Origin of the sequence: Planktothrix pseudagardhii (assembly GCF_904830925.1) — a bacterium.
GTDB classification, from domain to species: domain Bacteria; phylum Cyanobacteriota; class Cyanobacteriia; order Cyanobacteriales; family Microcoleaceae; genus Planktothrix; species Planktothrix tepida.
Genome location: NZ_LR882967.1, coordinates 24,261 through 46,642, shown reverse-complemented (window position 1 = coordinate 46,642; position 22,382 = coordinate 24,261). Strand labels below are relative to the sequence as shown.

Genomic DNA, 22,382 nt, shown 5'->3' with positions numbered 1-22,382 from the left:
CAAAAGCATACCCGATTGAATATTAAAAGTCAAAACCTGGACATAAATCATCACAATAAATTCAAGAATGCTGTTTTCTAACTATTAAGATACTATCTCCTTAGTGTTCAACGAACCTCCCCATTGTTTGGGTCGCTCAAACAGAGTTTGAACGGTTGACTGAATCTCAACCTCTTATCCCTGATGATAGATGCGGATTTTGGCAGACTATTATTAATTTTAAAACTAACTTTAGTATGACACAAATCAAGTTTTTTTTAAAGAGTAAATTTAAACCCTGAACAGCCTTAAAATCCACTGCTAATTCATCTAGCTCTTAACCCTAGGTGAGGCTTTCCTGAGACTATGTTGTAAAAATTTGTATCCGTCTTTGTCATTCAGTGTTAGGATGGAATTTATCATTGGCTTGCAGCCTTGGGAGTTGGGTAACGATAATGGACTATAAACAAGAATTAATTACCACGATTCACGACTTTGGTTGTGATCTTGATTTATTGGAAGCCCGACTCACTCAACTGTGTGAAACTTTCCCCACGGCTGTATTGATTCCGGCTTTATATGAGGAATTAGAACGCCCTGCTTTAACTCGAATTCGAGATTGTCTGACAACCTGCCAGTTTGTGAATACTGTTGTGGTTTGTTTATATGCTAAAAGCCTTGAACAATACACAAAAGCGGTTCACTTTTTTAGTGTTTTACCCCAACCGACTTTGGTGATTTGGGAAAATAGCCCTAGAGTTAATCAATTATTAGAAAAATTGCGGGAAAAAGGCTTAGACCTGATGAGTTTCAAAGGCAAAGGTCGGGCAGTGTGGATTGGTTTAGGGGTGGTATCTTTACAAGCAGAAGCGATCGCCCTTCATGATGCTGATATTATTACTTATGATAAATCCTATCCCCTGAAACTATTATTTCCCCTCCTAGAAAAAGAACTGGGAATTTCTTTTAATAAAGCCTATTATGCTCGTTTAGGAGGAGATCCTAGAGGCTTTCATGGTCGCGTCATGCGTCTATTTGTCACGCCGTTATTAGTCGCTTTAATGGATTTATATGGTTATAACAATTACTTACGTTATTTAAGTGCCTATCGTTATCCTCTATCCGGTGAATTTGCCCTCACCAATGATATTGCTCTCAATACTCGAATTCCGAGTAATTGGGGTTTAGAAATCGGGTTGTTAGCAGAAGTCTATCGCAATCTTGCTCCTCAAAGAATTGCTCAAATTGACCTCGGAAATTTTGATCATAAACATCAAGTGATTGGCACCTCTTCCCAAGAAGGATTACGCAAAATGTGTTCCGATGTTCTGCGGTCAATTTTGCGAACCTTAATCGAAACAGAACGAGTCGTTGTCACCCGTGAACAAATTCACACCCTGCGAATTAAATTTACACGAGAAGCTCAAGATTTTACCCGTCAATATTTTGTTGATGCTCGATTTAATAATTTACATTACGATCGTCATCAAGAAGAGGCAACGGTTGATATCTTTCAACAAGTCATCGCTGAAGCTGGGGAAGAATTTTTTCAAAATCCAGCCGCTGCTCAAATTCCCGACTGGACAAGGGCTTTAGCTGCTATGCCCGCCCTGCGCGAACAATTGCGGGAAGCCACCCGTCGAGATATGGCCGAAGCCAAAGCCATTTTAGCCGCCAATCCTGACTTCATCCCCCTAGAGGATTCCAACCCCCAGCCCAAGAGTCCTAACCCCTTAAATTCGATCTAAATCGAGTCAGAGAACTCCTATTAAGGGCGACTTGACAGGAGAAGTTCCAGGAGTTAGGACACCCCAACCGCTAAAGAGCCGATTGCTATTATGCTTTTATCTAGGATCTCGGTTTGAAGACTCCCGTTACACCGCCCGGTTAACGCCGGGCTGTGAATAAAGATGAAAAACCGAGCAACAAAACCAGATTGGCACGACATAGAAACAGTTGACACCAAACAAAAACTTGTGCTAACCTAGATTTAGGTCGAGATAGGTAGCATAAATGTTGGTTTTAGAATTTAAAGTTAGAGCCGGATTGCAACAAAGCAAGGCAATAGATGAAGCCATTCGTACAGCCCAATTCGTCCAAAACAAATGTTTAAGATATTGGATGGATAACAAAGGGGTTAATAAGTACGATTTGAACAAATATTGCCGTGTATTAGCTCATGACTTTAAATTTGCTAACGAACTAAACTCTCAAGCCAGACAATCAAGTGCCGAGAGAGCATGGTCAGCTATCGCTCGATTCTACGATAATTGCAAGCGGAAAGTTCCGGGCAAAAAAGGCTTCCCTAAATTCAAGAAAAATTGCCGTTCGGTTGAGTACAAAACAACCGGATGGCAATTAAACTTAGAAACCCGTAAAGCCATTACCTTTACTGATAAAAAAGGGATTGGGCGGTTACGATTAGTAGGGAGCTATGATCTGCATTTCTATCAACCCGAACTAATCAAACGAGTGAGATTGGTTAAACGTGCAGATGGCTATTATTGCCAATTTCTGATTTCAATTGACGTTCAAATCAAAACTGAACCAACTAATAAAACAATTGGTTTAGATGTAGGGTTATCTGCTTTTTACACTGACGACCAAGGTAATAAAGTAGACAACCCTAAATTCTTGAGAAAGGGAGAGAAGAAAATTAAGCGGTTACAGAGACAACTTTCTCGAAAACAGAAAGGGTCTAATAACCGCAAAAAAGCCAGACAGCGATTATCTAAGGCTCATCTGAAAATCAGTCGGCAACGAAAAGAGTTTAGCAAGCGTGTTGCATACTCCGTCATCCACTCTAACGACGTGGTAGCCTACGAAGATTTAAGGATTAAGAACTTAGTTAAAAATCATTGTCTGGCTAAGTCAATTAATGATGCAGCTTGGTATCAATTCCGTATTTGGTTAGAATATTTTGGGAGAAAGTACGGCAAGGCTACTATTGCTGTTCCTCCTCAATATACAAGCCAAAACTGTTCAAATTGCGGAAAAACCGTCAAAAAATCCCTATCAACAAGAACCCATGTTTGTAGTTGTGGATGTCAGTTAGATAGGGATGAAAATGCTGCGAAAAATATTTTAAGAATTGGATTAAGTACCGCAGGACATACGGGAACTTTCGGTTTAGAACCGATAAACGCTTTGGGAGAATTGACCTCTACTTTAACGGGAGCAATCCTGTTGGGGCAAGTCGATTCGTTGAACAAAGAATCTCCCGTCACATCGCTTGGCGATTGACGGTGAGAGTGTCAAGTATGTAGATTCTCTCCCAAAGCTTAAAATTAAGGTCAATAATGTTTACTGCATCTGATAACACCACTGTTCTAGTTCTTTTTGTTGTCCTTGGCATCCTAGGTTGGGGGTATTATCGCGCTAGACCTTACGGAAAACTAGGTTTATTATCCTGGTTGCAATCCGTCGCGTTAATGTCCCCTTGGTTGCTATTTTTCACCTTGGCAGCCCTAGGAATCTACCTGAATGTGGTTAGTATCTTATTCTTATTTGTAGCCTCCACAGGGTTATATATAATGATTGGCCGAAAACTCCGCGAAATCGCCAATCAAGATGCAGTGTCTCCCCCGGAACCCAAACTTGATGCTGTGGACAGTTCAACTTCATCGGAAACGACCCATCACACACCCCCGGCTTCTGACCCGATTTCTCCTTTGCAACCTGTTCCTTTATCTCCCGAAGATCTCAAAATTATTCAAGGGATTTTTGGCGTTGATACGTTTTTTGCCACAGAAACCATTCCCTATCAAGATGGGGCAATTTTTAAAGGAAATCTTCGCAGTGATCCTGAAACGGCTTATCAACAATTATCTACGAAATTACAACAACGAATTGGTGATCGCTTACGGTTATTTTTAGTGGATAATCCTGATGGTAAACCCGTTGTGATTGTTCTTCCCCGCACCAATGAGCCCGCAACAACTTCAATCACTCAAAAAATTTTAGCACTTATTTTAGGGGTAATTACGGTTGGTACTATTTTTGAAGCGGCGGGTTTATTATTAGGATTCGATTTTTCTGAAAATATTAATCGCTATCCTGAACTTTTACCGATTGCCATCGGGATTATCACCATTTTAATGCTCCATGAAATTGCCCATCAAGTCCTCGCCAAACGTCATCATATTAAATTTAGCTGGCCGTTTTTTATTCCGACCATTCAAATCGGAACCTTTGGCGCCTTCAACCGTTTTGAATCGGTTTTACCCAATAGAACAGTTTTATTTGATGTTGCTTTTGCAGGGCCAGCCGCCGGAGGGGGATTATCGTTATTAATGTTAATTAGTGGGTTATTTCTATCTCATCCAGGGAGTTTATTTAAAGTTCCAACGGAATTTTTTCAAGGATCAGTTTTGGTCGGAACTTTATCACGGGCAATTTTAGGCTCACAATTGCATCAAGCCACCGTAGATATTCATCCTTTGGCGTTAATTGGGTGGTTTGGATTAGTGATTACTGCCTTAAATTTAATGCCTGCGGGACAATTGGATGGGGGACGAATTATGCAGGCAATTTATGGTCGAAAAATTGCCGGACGTTCAACCTTAGCGACCTTTATTGTATTAGCGATCGCATCTTTAGCTAATCCTTTAGCGCTGTATTGGGCTTTAGTAATTTTGATTTTACAACGGAATTTAGAACGCCCCAGTTTAAATGAATTAACCGAGCCCGATGATACTCGCGCCGCCTTGGGATTATTGGTTTTATTTTTAATGATTGCAACCCTATTTCCCCTGACACCAGGGTTAGCTAGAGGGTTAGGAATTGGCAGTTAATCTTAGGGGGAAAAGTAGCGATGACAGGTGAAGATCTACATCAACTTTTATTAGATAAATGGGGCGTGTCCTACGATCTACAATTACGACGGACACGGGGTAAAATCTTCCTACAAATTATGTGGAAATATTTAGAACAAATGTCTTTTCCCCTGAGTGAAGCTGAATATATTGCCCATTTGAATGCGATCGCCGATTATTTGAATAGTTGGGGAACTACTGAACAGGTGAAACATTATATTCTCAATACCCGTGAAAAACCTCGTTTAGGAAAAGCCGTTAGTATTCCCCTAGATTTAGGCGGGAGATCGTCAGAATGGATGGTGGAGGAGTTCTAAACCTGGGTTTATTGTTAGGTTAATACTTTATGAGGTTATTCTCGAAATTATGTTAAGGTCGTCCAAGGGAAAACTTTTGTTTAAGTCAGAAGCCTTACTCGAAGAATTTATCTGGTTACACCTCCAACCATTACTTAATTTAGAACCCGTTAAAAGACAATATTTTATTAATAAACAAAATCGTTCTGATATATTAGGAGTTAACCCAGACGGTAGACTCGCAATCTTAGAGCTTAAAAAAGGAGAAGGAAAAGCCAGTATAGATCAATTATTAAGATATCAAGATTTTTTCAGAAAAGAATCTCATCAAGATCCTAATTTTAAACGAGTAGATTTTAGTAAAAAATTTCTTTTAATTGCGATCGCTTCACATTTTAATAGTTCAACTATTGATTATGCTCAAAAGATGATTCCTGATTGCTTATTATTAACCCATGAAGTCAAACAATACGACAATGGAGAATATTTTTTAGTTTTAAAAAAACTTGATAATAGAATTTTATCAAAAATTCCAATTGAAATTATAGAAGATTCATTATTTGAGTCTTTACCTTCCTTTATTCAGGGATATTTGTTAGATAAACCAGAAATTAGAGAAAGAGTTTTAAAGATTACTCAAAAAATACTGTCTTATAATTCAGAGATCAAAATTGAAGAAAAGGTTAATTATACAGGGCGAACTAGCAAAGAAGTTTTATTTACAAAATTTGATTCAAAACAAAAAAATTTAACAAATAAAACCTGTGCTGGTTTTGTTTATTTTCCTGAAGAAAATATAGAATTAGGTAAGCTGCAATTGTATGTTTGTTTACCGACTGTTGAATTTAAGCCTAGACAAGCCAAATGGATTAAAGGAGTAGATCAAATAGATATACAAACTCAAGATTTTGTTCACGTTACTCAATTGTTAGATTTTAATACTATATTACACTTAGACTGCGGTTTTCAACTTAAATATCCTTTTCAAGTGACTGGTATTAATGAAATTTACGACAATTTCCAAGATTACTATATCAATTATCGAAAATATATGAAATCTCGTAAAAAGCTAAGACCAGTTGATGCTTCTGATTTTACCTCAGTAGACAGTATAATCCAGATGGCTTTAGAGGATTGGTCTGTTAGATAATATTTGTGTTATACTAAAAAATACTATATCCTTCTCATATTCCCTATCATGATTTAATCTTTCAGAATAATCTTTATGCCCACCTTAACTGTAACAACAGAACAAATTATTGATCTGATCCAACAATTGCCACTAGAACAAAAACGGATAGTGTTGCTAGAACTTGCCAAAGAAACCGAAACCCAAAACCCAACAGGAAAATTAAGAGGGATTTTAAAATCTAAGTACCCTGAACGTCATTTAGTTGATGAGTTCATTCAAGAACGACGAGAGGAAGCAAGTTGTGAGTAATTTTATTTTAGATAATTTAGCTTCAATCTACCGTAAGTTTAATCATATTGATTATATCAATTATTAAAAATAAAAGCTACAATCATTATTGATAGTAGATTTATATACTGGAGGTAAAACCATTGTCAACATCAACCTTAACTTTAACTTATGAACAAGTCCTAGATTTAGTCAAGCAACTTCCTTCTTATTGTCAAGCGGAATTAGTCGGATTTTTAATCGAGTCTCGTTGGGGTTCCCTCGACCAGTTTACAAAAGATGGAGAAGAAAATGGGCGACTTTTAGCTTGGAAAAGGGGGAAAGATTGGGATAAGATGAATGAGGAGGAACGATTAGATTTTATTAATGATATTTTGCATGAGGATAGAAAGTGTCAATAAGAGTTGTTTTTGATACTAATATTCTGATTGCAACTGTTCTCTCAAAACGGGGTAGCCCCTATCAGTGTTTGCAACTTGCTCATTTAGGTCAAATTCAATCTGTAACTTGTCAAGAAATTCTGGATGAGTTTCGAGAAAAACTACAGTTTAAATTTCGCTATTCATTAGAAAAAGTTGAGTCAGAAGTTGAAATGATAGCTAACTGTTCAGAGTTGGCTATCATTTCTAATACTCTTAATGTAATTATTACTGATCCTGATGATAATATGGTATTAGAATGCGCGGTTATAGGTCACGCCAATTATATCGTAACTGGAGACAAAAAACATTTACTTCCTTTAAAAAATTATCAAGGAATTGAAATTGTAAATGCAACAGATTTTTTGAGTTTAATCGCTCAGAAATGATAAAAATCAAGAAGTCTGGAAAATATTCTGCACCATTTGTTGATTAGAACGCATCACAGCATTATCTAACCCTGCTACTTCTCCTGAGTCTAAAGACCATCCTAACGCCCCTAAATTATCCTTAGCTTGCTCTAAATTTTTAGCCCCCGGAATCGGAATTGTCCCTTTACAAATACACCAATTTAAAGCAACTTGGGTAACAGTTTTAGACCGAAATTCAGCAATTTCTTTCAAACAATTTAAAATCGGTTGAATTCCGGGTAATAATTTTTTAAATAATCCCCCTCGAATTCCTTTCGGTAACGGGCTATTTTCCGAGAATTTCCCCGTTAATAATCCTAACCCTAACGGACTATAAGCAATTAATTGAATCCCCAATTCATCACAAACCTCTTTTAACCCTAATTCCCTGACCGGATAAGTCGATAATAACGAATATTGTACCTGTAGAGTTGAAATCGGAATTCCTCGGTCTACTAATTTTTGATACACTTTTTTTAACCGTTTCGGCCCATAATTAGATAATCCCACTCCCTTAACGAATCCCTGTTCATATAAATCCCCTAAACCTTCTAATAAATTCCATTCTTGCCAAGGAGCATAATTAGCCGTAGACCAGTGCATCTGAACTAAATCGACATTTTTTCCTAACCGTTTAGCCGAATTTTCACAGGCTTGAATCATCGATTTGCGCGTTAATCGCCAAGGATAGGGTGCTAATTTTGTAGCGATACAAATTCGGTCTTGATTAATGCCTTGATACTGTTGAGAAAACTGTCCTAAAAGCGATTCACTCCGTCCATTTAATTTACCCGTCCCATAGGAATCACCCGTATCAAATAACGTTACACCCTGACTCACACACAAGTTAAAAACCTGTTGTAACTGTTCATCCATACTGGGATCATAACCCCATAATAGGCGATTTCCCCAGGCCCAAGTTCCACATCCCATCACAGGAAGATTTAAGGTTTGATGGCTTTCCATTGCTTTCGAGTTTTCAGAATAATGTCTATATTAGTAGTTAAACTATTTCGGTTCAACAGGCAGAAAATTTATGACTTCCCTGCAACAAAACCTAAACCCCACATTCATCGAACATCCCCAAACCGAAACTGAACAATTTCAATGGACAAAACAATGGTATCCCGTCGCTGCGGTGGAATTCATTGACCCCACTCGTCCCCATCCCGTGCAATTGTTAGGAAAAGATGTTGTTTTATGGCGGGATGCTTCGGGTCAATGGTGCTGTTTTGCGGATGCTTGTCCCCATCGCCTGGTTCCCTTGTCTGAAGGTCGGGTAGAGTCCGATGGCACACTTCTGTGCGCTTATCATGCTTGGCGGTTCGATGGTGAGGGAAATTGTGTTAGCATTCCCCAATCTCAAGATAGCGAAACCGAAGCGAAACATTGTTCTAACCCGAAATCCTGCGCTGTGGTTTATCCCACCCAAGAACGTCAGGGTTTATTATGGGTTTGGGGAGAATCCGGTTCCGAAGCCCAACAAGAAAGCTTGTTAAAATCCCCTCGTCTGATTCCTGAATTAGAAGAAAATTCAGATCAAATTGTTAAGTTACCTTGGAGTTTTCGGGATATTCCCTACGGTTGGGATTTCTTTATGGAGAATATTTCTGACCCCGCCCATGTTCCGGTTTCCCATCATGGAATTATCGGCAATCGCTACAAAGATGCTAAATATTATGACATGATTTCCTTGCGAAAAATATCAACTCAAGAGGGATTTGCCTTTAAAATTATACCGACTCAACCCCATGTTGTAGAAGCGGTTCATGATTTTCAACCCCCCTGTCATCAGAAAATTTACGCGACTAATGTAGATGGGGGAAAAATGATTTTAGCGTTGTATGCAACTCCCACTCGTCCGGGGTGGTGTCGGACTTTTGGGCGTCAGATTTTAATTAAAAGTAAGCAAGGTAAAACACCGGGCGGGATAGGGTTTTTTGCCCTACCGATGCCGATTTGGTTAAATCATGTTTTAGCTCCCTTATTTATGCACCAAGATTTAGTGTTTTTACACTATCAAGAAAAAATATTAGCCAAACGGAAAAATAAACGCTGGTTAGAGGAAGTTTTTACACCGAATCCCCAGGATAAAATGGTTATTACCTTCCGTCAATGGATTGAAAAACGGGCAGGCGGTGGTATTCCTTGGTCTGAAGAATGTGACCCCCATCTTCCCCTTCCTGAGTTAAATAAACAACAATTATTTGATGTTTGGTCAACCCACACCCAACATTGTCAAGTCTGTCAAAATGCCCTAAAAAATATTAACCGATTAACGGTATTTTCCTATATTATGGCTATCGTTTGTTTTGGGTTGGGTGTTATGGTTGATGCCCGAACCGTTGGGCAATTAACTGCATTTCCGCCGATAGGTTTTTGGGTTTTATTGGGATGTGCGATCGCCTTTGCAACGGCTGGATATTACTTAAAAAAATTCAGTCGTTTATTCTATATTTATGAGTTTGAACATACTCATAATGATTAATTGAATCCGCGATTATAATTTCAAAAACCCTTTAAAATTGTCATCCTGAACGTAGCGAGATTTTTCGCAAACTCAGAATGACAATAAGAAACTGTCATCCTGAATGTAGCGCAGCGAAATGAAGGATCTTTGATAATTTAGCTAGAAAATAGTAAGATTCTTCCCAAGCTCAGAATGACAATAAAAAACTGTCATCGTTCCCTGTTAAGCTGTTCCCTGTTCCCTTTCGATTAATAATAAAGTTTGTAACAATACATTTGCCCCTTGGCTGCATTGTTCAGGGGAAGTATATTCCGCTTCGGAATGACTTACTCCCGCTTGGGAAGGAACAAAAATCATCCCCATATTGGTAATTCTTCCCATTTCTAACGCATCATGTCCCGCACGACTAGGAAGGGATAAATAACTTAATTCTAACTGTTGACAAACGGATTCAATGGTGTTTTGAATTTCCTGTGCTGCTAAAGTTGGTTTAACACTCAATAACGGCGTGATGGAAATTTGGGTATTTGTTGAATTAGCGATCGCTATAATTTTATTTTGCAATTGTGTTAACATTTCTTGTAAACAATTCTGGGATAAATCCCGCATATCAACGGATAATTCAACTTGTCCGGGTATAATATTAACCGCATTCGGGAATACATTAAGATATCCCACCGTTGCAACAGGTTCAGAAGGCATTTTTAACGCAATTTCTTGCACCGCTAAAATTAATTCTGCCGCCGCGACTAACGCATCCTGTCGCATTTCCATCGGTGTTGTTCCAGCGTGATTCGCTTGTCCAAGAATGGTGATTTTTTGGCGTTCCATTCCCACCACTCCCTGAACAATTCCAATCGAAACCTTATTCCGTTCTAAAATTGCTCCTTGTTCAACGTGAAGTTCTAAAAATGCTGCCATATCCTGCCGTGAACGTCTTGCGCTGGCTAACTGTTCCCAATTTCCCCCCACCCGTTTTAAACAAGATTGAATCGACTCTCCGGTTTGAGAACAATAACGCTCTGGGTTATCCAGTAACACCGTTCCCGCCATCGCCTGAGCGCCAATCATGGTACTTTCTTCATCGGTAAACACAATGACTTCTAAAGGATGATGCAGTTTTAGATGATTTTCCTTCAAGGTTTGTGCGACTTCAATACCTGCTAATACCCCTAAAACGCCATCATAGCGTCCTCCTGTTGGCACAGTATCGAGGTGAGAACCCGTTGCTAAAGCGGGAGCCATCTGATTTTGACCCGGATAACGACCGATGAGATTTCCCGCCGCATCGGTTCTCACGCTCATTCCCGCTTCTAGCATCCATTGTTTGACAACTTCACGAGCCTGCAAATCTTCCGGGGTAAACGCCAAACGGCGAATACTTCCTGACGGTTGTTGACCCATCTTAGCTAAATCATAAATTCGATGGTGTAGGCGCTTATGATTAATTCTCAGTTCTGTGATCACAGCCATAATTTTTAATTACGAATTACGAATTACGAATTACGAATTGCGAATTGGGAGAAAAAAGTTCATAACTCTTGATTTTTTCAATAGTCTATATTAATAATCGAAATACTGACGGTCAGATAGAAGCTAAAGTTATTGGCCTATTCCCTGTTCCCTGTTCCCTCCTATTATTTATGACTAACAACACGAAACGCCTATTTATTTGTGGTTCTGCTCTCCGGGGCCAACCGGATCATGGTAATTTAGGAAATGCAACATTTGTTAAACCTGCGAAAACCCGTCCTTTGTATCGGTTACACGCGGCGGGAAACGGTTGGCATCCGGCGATTTATGAAGTAGTAGAAGGCGGAATTTCTATTCCGGGGGAAGTGTATGAGATCTCCTTAGAACAATATGAACATCTCCTCTCAACTGAACCCCCAAATCTCTATCCTGGGGATGTGATCTTAGAAGATGGGGAAGTCTTAACAGCAATGCTCTATTCCCGTGAATTAGTCGAACAATATCAATGGCCTGATATTTCTGAGTTGGGCGGTTGGGCGGCTTATAAAAATCTATAGCATTAAGGAACAGTAAGCTGTGAAAGACTTATATTCCATCCTTTAATGTTTGCTACAGATAGTTGATCAGATCAGTAATCACTTTTGTCTATTTCCTTTTCCCTTCTGTTCCCTGTTCCCTGTTCCCTATATGTTGAATTCTTAACCGTAATAGTCGGCTAGTTTAGCGACTTTATGGATTAACGTCATCGGTTCAACGGGTTTCGGGATATGATCGGAAAACCCAGCCCGTAGTGCTTGGTTTCGATTCATTTCCCCCGCATAACTGGTTAATGCCAGCGCTGGAATATTCCCCCCTCGTTCTGGAGGAAGGGTGCGAATTTGACGCAGAAGACTATAACCATCCATTTCCGGCATCCCAATATCACTAATAATCATATCTAGGGGTAAATGCAGGAACACTTGTAATGCTTCATGGGCCGAGGAAACCGTCGTCACCCTCATTCCTTGCTGTTCGAGAATAAACGAAACCATCTCCAAAGAATCCGATTCATCATCAATCACCAAAACCCGTAACCCATGTAAACAAATCGATTCATCACTACCCGAAGGAGAAACTTTAAGTTCAGGATTTACCATCAAAGGCAACCGAACGGTAAAGGTTGCTCCCAGTCCCTCCCCAGCACTTTCTACTGTAATTGTTCCGCCATGGGCTTCAATTAATTGTCGCGCGATCGCTAATCCTAATCCTAACCCCCCAAATTGTCGAGTTGTAGATGTATCTTGCTGACTAAATAACTCAAATAGATAAGGTAAAAAGATCGGGCTAATTCCTTTTCCGGTGTCTTTCACTTGCAGAGTAGCCCAACCTTCCACTTGTTGTAATGTTAGGGTGACTTGTCCTCCTTCCGGGGTAAATTTAATGGCATTAGAGAGCAAATTCCAAATCACTTGTTGTAACCGACTGCTATCTCCTAAAATGGGAGGGATGTCAGTTTCTAAGTGGGTTTCTATCTGAATTAACTTAACTGTTGCGGCTAACTGAACCGTTTCCAACGCCGCCCGAATCGGTTCAATTAAAAAAACAGGCTCTAATTCCAGACTCAACTTTCCTCGCATAATTCGAGAAATATCTAACAAATCATCAATCAATTGCACCTGAAGTTTGGCATTACGTTCAATCGCGGTTAATGCTTTTTGAGTTTGTTCAGGACTATGGGAACGACTTTGTAACAGTTTAGCCCAACCTAAAATTGGATTTAAAGGAGTTCTCAGTTCGTGGGATAAAATAGCCAAAAATTCATCTTTAACTCGATTCGCCGCTTCAGCTTGTTCACGGGCGATTCGTTGACGTTCCAAGGCTTGATCCCGTTCTTCTAAAGCTTGTTTTTGATCATGAATATCCGTTGACGAACCAAACCACTTAACAATCTGTCCTTGGGGGTCTCGCAAGGGGAAAGCCCGTCCTAGATGCCACCGATATTCCCCATCCGCTGCCCGTTTAAAACGATACTCAATCTCATATTTCCCCCCGGTTTGCACCGCTTGCTTCCAAAGTTCTACACAAGGCTGTTGATCATCAGGATGCAGAATCGATTTCCACCCCCAAGCCTGAGACTGTTCAAAGGTCATCCCTGTATAATCGTACCAACGTTGATTATAGTAATCTACAGATCCATCGGGTTGGGCTGTCCAAAAGATTTGAGGCATCGAGTCCGCCAACGTCCGAAAGTTTAACTCACTTTGTTGTAACGCTTCTTCCGCTTGTTTACGCTCTGTGATATCTGTTGAAATACCAATTAAACCAATAATTTCTCCGTTTTCATCTCGATAGGGGGATTTGGTGGAGAGGTGGATGCGCCGACCTTCAGGAAAATCAGCGACTTCTTCAAAACTCTCCACGACTCCAGTTTCAATCACGAGACGATCATTGGCCATAATCCTTTGCGCTTCTGCCAGATTCAGCAGCACCTCAGCATCGGTTTTTCCCACCACCTCCGATTCGGATTTTCTTAACAGCCGTAGGACAGCAGAATTTGCCATCAGAAATTTTCCCTGACGATCTTTCACAAAAATCAACGTTGGGGTCGATTCGTTAATCGCATTGAGAATGGCGGTACTCTCGCGTAATGCGGCGGCAGCTTGCTCCCGTTCGGTGACATCAGCCGTCATCCCCAATAACCTAAGTAGATTTCCCTGATCATCAAAAAAGGCACGACCGCTTTCTTCTAAAATCACATTCATACCATCGGGTCGCAAAATCCGATATTGGGTTTTATAAGTGTGATTTTCCGGTGTTAAGGATTTAAGCAAGCTTAGAAAAACCCCTCTATCTTCGAGAAAAAGTCTCTGAAAAAACTGTTGTCCGGTGTCTTGTTTGGCTTCCGATACAGGCAGTCCTAATAAGGGTGCACAATGGATAGAACGCTGCACTTGATCGGTTACGGCATCCCATTCAAAAGCAAACATCCGGGCAACTTCCATCCCCAATTGATTCCGTTCCTCGCTTTCCCGTAGGGCTTGCTCCGTCAAATGACGTTCCGTTACATCGGTAATCATCCCCAACGCCCCGATCACGTTTCCTTGGCTATCAATCAAAGGATTTGTGGAGATAATCACCCAGAGAATAGAGCCATCTCGACGGCGAAAGGCAAAATCGTGTTGTTCACTAAGTCCCTTCATCCGTCGGCTAAAGTTCCGCTTCGCTTGCAACGCGGCCGTTTCATCCATGAAGTCATACATACTAGAACCCAGCATTTCGGCTTCGGTATAACCGAGCATATGAGCCATTTTCTGATTCACAAAGGTGGTTTTGGCATCGGTATTGAGAATCCAAATCCCTTCATTAGCTGTTTCTACAATCAGCCGATATAGAGCTTCCCGCTCTGCTAAATCGCTGTAGGCTTTTTCCAGTTGAGCCGTTCGTTCTGCGACTCGTTGTTCCAACTGTTGATTTGCCCGTTGTAAAAAATCTTCGAGTTGTTTCCGTTCAGTAATATCCTTATGGGAACCCGCCATCCGAATCACAGTTCCCGTTTCATCTCGACGGGCTTTTCCCCGATCCAAAATCCATTTATAGGAGCCATCTTTGCACAGAACTCGATGTTCACTGATATAAAATGGAGTTTTTCCTTGAAAATGATCTTGCAAAAGTTGAGTTACCGAGGGCAAATCTTCTGGATGGACTCGATTTGCCCATTCATTAATATGATTGCTAATCTCATCTTCGGCATAACCTAACATCGTTTTCCATCGGGTTGAGAAAAACACTTCATTGGTGAGTACATCCCAATCCCACACCCCATCATTTGTGCCTTCTAAAGCTAACTTTAACCGCTCTTCACTTTGTCGTAAAGCAGCTTCTAACCCTCGATGTTCCTGTTCTATGCGTTTGTGTTCACTAATATCTCGTCCCACACCATAAATTAACTGGGTTTCCACAATGGGAAATGCTGTCCAAGCCAGCCATTTATAAGACCCATCTTGACAACGGTAGCGATTTTCAAAATAAGTCGTTGCTGTTCCTTGCCGAAGTTTCTCAACCTGAAGTTGAGTTGAAGGGTGGTCATCGGGGTGGATAAATTCGATGAAAGGACGAGTAAGTAACTCCTCAGTATATCCTAGGGTGGTTTTGAATGCCGGGTTGATCCGTTTAAAATAACCATCTAATCCGAGAATACAGAGTAAATCGAGGGAGAGATTAAAAAAATCCGTTGCTTCATCTGGTGTAATAAACTCTGAATAGGCCGGGGATACGGGGGTGTCTGGAGCCTCAGATGTTTCTGAAACGTTCATAGGATCAGTTTGTTTGGACACTTAGGATCAAGTCAGGAATCGTTATCGGATTGAGATTGTTATTTGATTTTAACTCCGGTTTCGAGAGTTGGTTGTGAGTTTTCAACGGTTAGCACCTCTGACAACCCTTGAAATCATCAGGGCTAAGGCCAACGGATCAACGGGTTTCGGAAGATGCTGCTCAAAACCAACAGCCAGAGCTTGTTTGCGATCTTCGGCACTCGCATAGGCGGTTAAAGCGATCGCCCGAATCTGTCCCCCAGCCTCTGGCGGTAGGGTTCTCACCGTTTGGATTAAGGCATAACCATTCATTTGTGGCATTCCCAAATCACTCACTAACACATCAAAGGGGAATTTCTGGAGGAATTCTAAAGCCTCTAAAGCCGTTTCCACCACCGTTACCGTTGCCCCATATTCTTGTAAGGTGACTTGAATTAACTTTCTTGTGTCTGCTTCATCTTCCACCACTAACACTTGCAAACCCGATAACAAAACTTGAGATGTTGTTAATTCAACCTCAGAAACCTGATCTCCAGAAATCGGAACTTTCAAGGATTCGGGTTCTAGTAACGGTAACTTCACCGTAAAAGTTGCCCCTAGTCCTAAACCCGGACTTTCCGCTTGTACCTGACCTCCGTGCATTTCCACCAAATGACGAACAATCGCCAATCCTAATCCTAATCCCCCATGAAGTCGGGTGGTGGAACCATCTGCTTGCCTAAAACGCTCAAACACAAAAGGTAAAAACTCAGGACTAATGCCACACCCGGTATCAATGACTTGAATCTGAACCCAGGACATCGAAGTTTTGTTTTCTAAATTCTCCTCAACCCTCGACACCTTCACCGTGACCTGTCCTTCCGACGGGGTAAATTTAACCGCGTTCGAGAGTAAATTCCAGACAATTTGTTGCAAACGATTGATATCTCCAAAAACCGATGCTGAGGTTGCCGTTTCCCAAACCGTGATAATCTCAACCCCTTTAGCAATGGCAGTGGAACGCACCATTTCAAGGGCTTCTTCAACCATCGGCATGATTTTAATGGAATAACAATTCAGGCAAAGTTTACCCTGAATAATCCGCGACACATCTAAAATATCTTCAATCAGTTGATTGAGTAATTTTGTATTCCGTTCAATGGTTTCTAAGGCACGGGTAATCACAGCCGAGTCTAACCGACGGGTGCGGAGTAAATTGGCCCATCCTATAATGGCATTCATCGGTGTCCGCAATTCATGGGAGAGGGTCGCTAAAAAATCATCCTTAATTTGATTGGCGGTTTCAGCTTCGGCCCTAGCCGCCTGTTCCCGCGCTAAGAGTTTTTCTCGTTCGGCGGTGGCTAACTTCTGTTCATGAATATCCGTTGCGGTTCCATACCATTTAACAATATTTCCCTGTTGATCTCGTACCGGGACACCTCGACTTAAATACCAGCGAAATTCTCCATCAAACCGCATCAGGCGGTGTTCACATTCATAGATTTGTCCAGTTTGCACCGATTGTTGCCAAACGTCTACGGTGCGTTGCTGATCTTCTGGATGAAGAACGGGTTGCCATCCCCATCCTTGACCGTCAGTTTGAGTAATGCCACTAAATTCTGCCCATCGTTGATTATAGTAATCGACGGAACCATCAGCATTCGCACTCCAGACAATTTGGGGCATAGATTCTGCTAAATTTCGGAAGCGTTCTTCACTTTCGCGTAAGGCGGCTTCTGTTTGTTTACGTTCGGTAATATCCAGGAAATAAACAGATAATCCCTGAGTTGAAGGATATAAACGCACTGCAAACCAGCGACCAAATAAGGAATAAAACTCTTCATATTCGATGGGAATTTGTTCGTTTAAGGCTTGATGAGCATAGGTATAAGTAGGAGATTCCATTAATTCAGGAAATACCTCCCAGAGGTTGTGACCAATTAGCTCCGCCGCCGATTTGCCTAAAAGTTCCTCTGCCTTTGCGTTAACAAAGGTATAACACCAACGATGATCAAGACTGACAAAACCATCGGTAATACTTTTAAAAATATTAGTAATTTGACGATTTTTGGCTTCTAAAAATTCTTCAAACCGTTTGCGATCGGTAATATCGTAAGTAATCCCCAAAACTTGATCAACTTCCCCTTCAGTATTGAGAACGGGAACATAATTGACAATCGTGGTGTAGCTTCCTAAGTCAGAAGCAGTTTTAGTCACTTCTAACTTTTGAATTGTGCGAGTTGCGATCGCTTTTTTGAGAGTGGGTACATAGGTTTGAGTGAGTTCTAGCGGAAATACATCCTCATCTTGATAACCGATCAGTTCTTCCCAGGACTTCCCACTGCGACGAATTCCTTCTGCATTCACAAACTGAAATCGTCGTTGAGCATCATAAATTACTAAGGTATTGGGAATACTATCGAGCGCCATCCGAAATTGTTCTTCATGATCCCGAAGGGTTTGTAACGCCGGATTTTGCCTATTGCTTTCTTGGGGTTGCACCAGTTCGGTAAAGGTCGTAACCACCACCGATGGAGACCTTTCCCCCCCTTGAAACAAAGGTTGAGTGTTGAGCAACAACTCAATCAACTCGCCATCGGGTTTACGACAATAGACAATCACATTCAAACAAGGTCGTCCGGTTGCCAATGTGAGGTAAACTGGGCAAGACTCTACTGGAATCGGAGATCCAGCTTGATCTAGGAATATCCAGGGAGATTCAATCGGGTTGATCATCCTTTGAATGGGATATCCGAGAATCTTTTCCGCCGTTAGATTACAGCTTTGAATCTGACCCTGAGCATTTTGAAGGATCATCCCCATGTCACCCTCAGTTCGGGAATGAGGTTCGGGTTTTAAATAGGGTTCTTGTTGTAACGGTGTATAGCTCAATCGGGATTCAGACTGTTTGGAATTCTGCATTATAACAATCCGATTGGGAGTTTTAAGTAATCATTCCTTTCGTCAAAATGAAATTTCTGACGAGAGCAAATTTCCTGTCTTAGGGGGGATGTCATTCAAAAATTATAATATAAGCAATGGCTTTTTGGGATTCACCGTACTGTATTCTTGATAGGTTAAGATTCCTCACAGGCTGACTCTGGTTTTATAGGATTAATTTAGAGCCCCCATGATAAAAACATCCCCTTTGCCTTTATTCTTTGTATGTTTAGGGACTCCCTTAATTCTTTTAATGGAATCTTCTACTGTTGGGGCACAATCAGTGATTTCGGCTGCTGATGGTACAGGAACTCTGGTGACACCAATAACCCATCCCGGCGGTTCCCCCATGCAAATGAATATTACAGGCGGAAAAGTTTCTGGGGATGGAGTTAATTTATTTCATAGTTTTCAACAATTTAATATCCCTCAAAATCAAGTTGTTAATTTTATTACCACTCCCAACATTCACAATATTTTAGGACGAATTAACGGGGGAAGTCCTTCTTTTATTGATGGGTTAATTCAAGTTAGCGGAGGAAATGCTAATTTATTCTTAATGAATCCGTCGGGAATGATTTTTGGTTCCCAGGCGCGTTTAGATGTTCCTGCTGCTTTTTTAGCAACAACCGCCGATGGAATTGGTTTTAATTCAGGAAGTTGGTTTAATGCGATTGGAGATGCAGATTGGAGTCAATTAGTCGGAAATCCTAACGCTTTTCAATTTAACGCTTCTCAACCCGGAAGTATCATTAATTTAGGTCAATTAGAAGTCAAGCCTGGGCAAGATTTAACCTTACTTGCGGGAACAATTGTCAATACAGGTTCCCTGGAAGGCGGCACAATTTTACTACAAACTGTACCTGGAGAACATTTAGTTCGTTTGAGTCAAACGGGTTATTTACTGAGTTTAGAAATTAGTCCCAACAGTGATATTAACTCATTAGCGATCGCTCCTTTATCTCTTCCCCAACTATTAACAGGTTCAGGTATAAAAGAAGCAACAAACTTAAGTATTAATCAAGCTGGAGATATTGTTTTAACACAAGGGAAACAGGTACAACCGGGTGATATTGTCCTATTAAATACAATAGCAACCGCAGAAAATACCATCCTCAACGCTCATCAAAATTTAACCTTAATTGAAAGCCAACTGTTCACAACAGCCGACTTAAATCTATTAGCTGGAAATATAGTCACCATTCGGGATGGTCAAACCCCCTTTCAAGCCTTATCTGGGGGAAATCTAACGATTCAAGGAAATCAAACTATTGATATATTAGCTTTAAATTTTCCTCAAATTCCCCTACAAGCGGGAGGAAATTTAACCTTAATCAGTGATGGCATCATTTCAGGAGATGCTCATTTTGCAGCCGGAGGGAACTTTCAAATCTTGAATTTATCGGGAACGGTCGGAACCTTTTTTAGTCTTTATGACCCGATTATTTATGCGGATGGAAACGTCATTTTTGGAGATTATAGCGGAGCGTCCTTAAAGATAGAAGCTCAAGGTTCAATTCAGGGCGGAGATATTAATATTACCCAAGGGGATACTGAGGTCAATACCAGTGATGTTGATGCCGAAATTTTAAGGAGTAGTCCCAGTTTAATCTTACGTTCAGGACAAACCTTAACAACTTCCCCCACTCTCCAGGAAAATACCACCATTAACGATACCTTTTTTATTAATTCTACTCAAAACTTAGGCAATAATATCTCAGTCGGAAATATTACCACCGCCGGAGGGCCTGTTATTCTAAAATCCCCTGGACAAATTGCTGTTGATTCCATTTTTACGTCCGGTGGAGATATTACCTTAGAAAGTATTGGAAATATTGCCTCATCGGGAACATTATTTTCTAGTGGCGGTAATATTTTGATCAGCACAGATAATTTATTTCGAGTGCAAGAAACGGTTACGGACTCCACCGGAACAAACGTGAGTATTTCCTCTGCGGGAGAGAATCGGGATGGTAATATTACGATTCAACATGGAGGGGGTATAGAGACACCTTTTATTATTGGAGATGCGAGTCAAAATGGAACGGCTGGAGCGATTAAAACCGGTTCAGAAACTTTACTATTAACCTTTGAAGTTCCTGTTCCTCCCGCAACATTTACTCAAGGAAATATTACAATTAGTACCACTTATACGCCCCCACCTGTCCCCACCATACCCCCCCACCCCCAACTCCCGAACCCCCTTCTACACCGCCACCAGCACCGCCTGTACCCACCTCCCCACCCACTCCGTCCCGTCCACCAATTGTGGTACCAACCCCAACACCCATTCCCACACCCATTCCCACCCCTATTCCCACGCCTATTCCCACACCCATTGCTACACCCATTCCCACACCAACACCCATTCCTGAAACCTTGACCGAACAAGCAACACAAACCCTCCTGCAACCTGTCCCTAGGGTGTGGATACAACCTGATTCGGTCGTTGAAAATCTGCCTACCATTCAGGGGGCAGAAGTATTAGTGATTGAACCCTCTATTGATACCAGAATTAACGATGAATTTTCGGAATTAGGCGGGGGATTGGTTGTTCAGGTGAATGCAGATAATCAACTCACCCTGGAAAATCCATCTGTAAATAATCCTAATCTGGTAGAAACTTCAATTAAAAATCTTCGTTTAGGGATTAATCAGAGTTTTGACTCTAACAATGTAGAAACTGCGATCTCGCAAATTGAAGAATTAGTGAATTTGGAATATCTCAATTATTTGGGCAAACCCGCATCAATTACACAATTAACGGTAAAGGAGATGCAATATCAATTAAGGTCAATGCAAGCTCAAACGGGTAAAGAATCCGCTCTCATTTATGTCTATTCTCGACCTGAAGGATTAGAACTGGTAGTCGTGACAAAAAATACAATTGTTCACAAAACGGTTCCAGAAGCCATTCCAGAAAAATTGTTTGCTACCACCAGGAATTTTGTCAAAGAAATTACCTCCCCTCGCCAACGAGATACCACCAGTTATTTGCCACCAGCCCAACAACTTTATCAATGGATGATTGCTCCCCTTGAGGCAACCTTGAAGGCAAATAAAGTGGATATTATCATGTTAACTTTGGATTCGGGATTAAGATCCCTTCCCTTAGCCGCCCTTCATGATGGCAGTCAATTTTTAATTGAAAAATATGGCTTGAGTCTGATTCCCAGTTTTAGCTCTTTAGATACTCGCTATCGTTCCATTTCTCAAGCGGACGTTTTAGCAATGGGGGCTTCTATTTTTCAAGATCAAGACTTTTTACCCAGTGTACCTGTTGAAGTCGAAACCATTGCCGAACAACGGGCTCAAGGCGAATATTTTCTGAATGAAAAATTTACTTTGGAAAATCTTAAACAACAATATAAAATGCAACCTTCCCCCATTGTTCATTTAGCCACCCATGCAGATTTTAGAGCCGGTAGTCCCGCCAATTCTTTTATTCAATTATGGGATACAAAATTAACTTTAGATCAAATGGAGCAAATGGGGTGGAGTCGCCCAACGGCAGATTTATTAACCCTTTCTGCTTGTCGGACAGCCATTGGAGATGATCAAGCGGAATTAGGGTTTGCGGGGTTAGCGATCGCCTCTGGAGCAAAATCTGCTTTAGCCAGTTTATGGTATATTAGTGATGCCGGAACCTTGGCATTAATGACGGGATTTTATCACCATTTAACCGAAACTACAACCAAAGCAGAAGCTTTACAAAAAGCACAAATTAGTTTACTTCGAGGAACGGCTGTTTTTGAGCCTGAGCACTTATTCTTATCTGAAGAAAAAATAAAAGTTTCCCTTCCCCCAGAACTGAGAAATTTAGATGATTTTTCCTTAGTTCATCCTTACTATTGGGCGAGTTTTACCTTAATTGGGAGTCCTTTGTAAAA

General features: G+C 40.9%; 16 protein-coding genes. 12 read left to right on the top strand and 4 right to left on the bottom strand.

The features are described 5' to 3' along the window. The first annotated feature begins 434 nt into the window (after positions 1 to 434). The 8 genes from NMK36_RS00145 to NMK36_RS00110 all read left to right on the top strand — a co-directional run bounded on the left by NMK36_RS00145 (position 435) and on the right by NMK36_RS00110 (position 7,317). Positions 435 to 1,727, top strand: a complete 1,293-nt coding sequence (locus NMK36_RS00145) for a glucosyl-3-phosphoglycerate synthase (RefSeq protein WP_254172719.1) — start codon at positions 435 to 437, stop codon at positions 1,725 to 1,727. Between the two features lie 265 nt (positions 1,728 to 1,992). Beyond that, a complete protein-coding gene (locus NMK36_RS00140) occupies positions 1,993 to 3,222 on the top strand; it encodes an RNA-guided endonuclease InsQ/TnpB family protein (RefSeq protein ID WP_254172718.1) in 1,230 nt (409 codons plus the stop codon). 56 nt (positions 3,223 to 3,278) lie between these two features. Beyond that, positions 3,279 to 4,772, top strand: coding sequence for a site-2 protease family protein (locus NMK36_RS00135; RefSeq protein ID WP_254172717.1), 1,494 nt, complete (start codon positions 3,279 to 3,281; stop codon positions 4,770 to 4,772). 20 nt (positions 4,773 to 4,792) lie between these two features. Beyond that, positions 4,793 to 5,110, top strand: a complete 318-nt coding sequence (locus tag NMK36_RS00130; RefSeq protein ID WP_254172716.1) for a DUF3067 family protein — start codon at positions 4,793 to 4,795, stop codon at positions 5,108 to 5,110. A 76-nt stretch (positions 5,111 to 5,186) separates the two neighbouring features. Beyond that, on the top strand, positions 5,187 to 6,239 hold the full coding sequence (locus tag NMK36_RS00125) for an endonuclease NucS domain-containing protein (RefSeq protein ID WP_254172715.1): 1,053 nt from the start codon (positions 5,187 to 5,189) through the stop codon (positions 6,237 to 6,239). A 75-nt stretch (positions 6,240 to 6,314) separates the two neighbouring features. After that, positions 6,315 to 6,530 (top strand): hypothetical protein, encoded by a 216-nt coding sequence (locus tag NMK36_RS00120; RefSeq protein WP_254172714.1) that lies wholly within the window; start codon positions 6,315 to 6,317, stop codon positions 6,528 to 6,530. 122 nt (positions 6,531 to 6,652) lie between these two features. Further along, positions 6,653 to 6,910 (top strand): hypothetical protein, encoded by a 258-nt coding sequence (locus NMK36_RS00115; protein WP_072718803.1) that lies wholly within the window; start codon positions 6,653 to 6,655, stop codon positions 6,908 to 6,910. After that, on the top strand, positions 6,901 to 7,317 hold the full coding sequence (locus NMK36_RS00110) for a putative toxin-antitoxin system toxin component, PIN family (RefSeq protein ID WP_254172713.1): 417 nt from the start codon (positions 6,901 to 6,903) through the stop codon (positions 7,315 to 7,317). The genes NMK36_RS00115 and NMK36_RS00110 overlap by 10 nt, the downstream gene beginning before the upstream one ends. A 6-nt stretch (positions 7,318 to 7,323) precedes the next feature. On the opposite strand, the gene NMK36_RS00105 is transcribed toward NMK36_RS00110, so the two are convergent. Further along, positions 7,324 to 8,304, bottom strand: a complete 981-nt coding sequence (locus NMK36_RS00105) for an aldo/keto reductase (protein ID WP_254172712.1) — start codon at positions 8,302 to 8,304, stop codon at positions 7,324 to 7,326. Positions 8,305 to 8,374: 70 nt separating this feature from the next. On the opposite strand from NMK36_RS00105, the gene NMK36_RS00100 reads away from it, so the two are divergent. After that, positions 8,375 to 9,826 carry an aromatic ring-hydroxylating dioxygenase subunit alpha gene (locus NMK36_RS00100; protein WP_254172711.1) on the top strand — a complete coding sequence of 484 codons (1,452 nt, stop codon included), beginning with the start codon at positions 8,375 to 8,377 and terminating at the stop codon, positions 9,824 to 9,826. Between the two features lie 204 nt (positions 9,827 to 10,030). Here the strand turns inward: NMK36_RS00100 and NMK36_RS00095 are convergent, their stop codons facing one another. Continuing rightward, positions 10,031 to 11,281, bottom strand: a complete 1,251-nt coding sequence (locus tag NMK36_RS00095) for a Zn-dependent hydrolase (RefSeq protein ID WP_254172710.1) — start codon at positions 11,279 to 11,281, stop codon at positions 10,031 to 10,033. Positions 11,282 to 11,451: 170 nt separating this feature from the next. Between NMK36_RS00095 and NMK36_RS00090 the strand changes: the two genes are divergently transcribed. After that, complete coding sequence (locus NMK36_RS00090) at positions 11,452 to 11,838, top strand: allophanate hydrolase-related protein (protein ID WP_072718631.1); 387 nt, start codon at positions 11,452 to 11,454, stop codon at positions 11,836 to 11,838. A gap of 141 nt (positions 11,839 to 11,979) precedes the next feature. On the opposite strand, the gene NMK36_RS00085 is transcribed toward NMK36_RS00090, so the two are convergent. Continuing rightward, complete coding sequence (locus NMK36_RS00085; RefSeq protein WP_254172709.1) at positions 11,980 to 15,573, bottom strand: PAS domain S-box protein; 3,594 nt, start codon at positions 15,571 to 15,573, stop codon at positions 11,980 to 11,982. Between the two features lie 102 nt (positions 15,574 to 15,675). After that, the gene (locus NMK36_RS00080; RefSeq protein ID WP_254172708.1) at positions 15,676 to 18,474 is read right to left on the bottom strand and encodes a PAS domain S-box protein; all 2,799 of its coding nucleotides are present in this window, start codon (positions 18,472 to 18,474) and stop codon (positions 15,676 to 15,678) included. A 208-nt stretch (positions 18,475 to 18,682) separates the two neighbouring features. On the opposite strand from NMK36_RS00080, the gene NMK36_RS00075 reads away from it, so the two are divergent. Next, positions 18,683 to 20,875: a two-partner secretion domain-containing protein gene (locus NMK36_RS00075; RefSeq protein ID WP_254172707.1), complete on the top strand. Its 2,193-nt coding sequence runs from the start codon at positions 18,683 to 18,685 to the stop codon at positions 20,873 to 20,875. After that, the gene (locus NMK36_RS00070; protein ID WP_139295033.1) at positions 20,761 to 22,380 is read left to right on the top strand and encodes a CHAT domain-containing protein; all 1,620 of its coding nucleotides are present in this window, start codon (positions 20,761 to 20,763) and stop codon (positions 22,378 to 22,380) included. The genes NMK36_RS00075 and NMK36_RS00070 overlap by 115 nt, the downstream gene beginning before the upstream one ends. Positions 22,381 to 22,382: the final 2 nt, after the last annotated feature.

Coding starts and splice junctions, on each gene's coding strand:
- NMK36_RS00090 (WP_072718631.1), top strand. CDS start 11,452: ATGACTAACAACACGAAACGCCTATTTATTTGTGGTTCTGCTCTCCGG.
- NMK36_RS00120 (WP_254172714.1), top strand. CDS start 6,315: ATGCCCACCTTAACTGTAACAACAGAACAAATTATTGATCTGATCCAA.
- NMK36_RS00130 (WP_254172716.1), top strand. CDS start 4,793: ATGACAGGTGAAGATCTACATCAACTTTTATTAGATAAATGGGGCGTG.
- NMK36_RS00140 (WP_254172718.1), top strand. CDS start 1,993: ATGTTGGTTTTAGAATTTAAAGTTAGAGCCGGATTGCAACAAAGCAAG.
- NMK36_RS00135 (WP_254172717.1), top strand. CDS start 3,279: ATGTTTACTGCATCTGATAACACCACTGTTCTAGTTCTTTTTGTTGTC.
- NMK36_RS00145 (WP_254172719.1), top strand. CDS start 435: ATGGACTATAAACAAGAATTAATTACCACGATTCACGACTTTGGTTGT.
- NMK36_RS00075 (WP_254172707.1), top strand. CDS start 18,683: ATGATAAAAACATCCCCTTTGCCTTTATTCTTTGTATGTTTAGGGACT.
- NMK36_RS00100 (WP_254172711.1), top strand. CDS start 8,375: ATGACTTCCCTGCAACAAAACCTAAACCCCACATTCATCGAACATCCC.
- NMK36_RS00085 (WP_254172709.1), bottom strand. CDS start 15,573: ATGAACGTTTCAGAAACATCTGAGGCTCCAGACACCCCCGTATCCCCG.
- NMK36_RS00095 (WP_254172710.1), bottom strand. CDS start 11,281: ATGGCTGTGATCACAGAACTGAGAATTAATCATAAGCGCCTACACCAT.
- NMK36_RS00105 (WP_254172712.1), bottom strand. CDS start 8,304: ATGGAAAGCCATCAAACCTTAAATCTTCCTGTGATGGGATGTGGAACT.
- NMK36_RS00080 (WP_254172708.1), bottom strand. CDS start 18,474: ATGCAGAATTCCAAACAGTCTGAATCCCGATTGAGCTATACACCGTTA.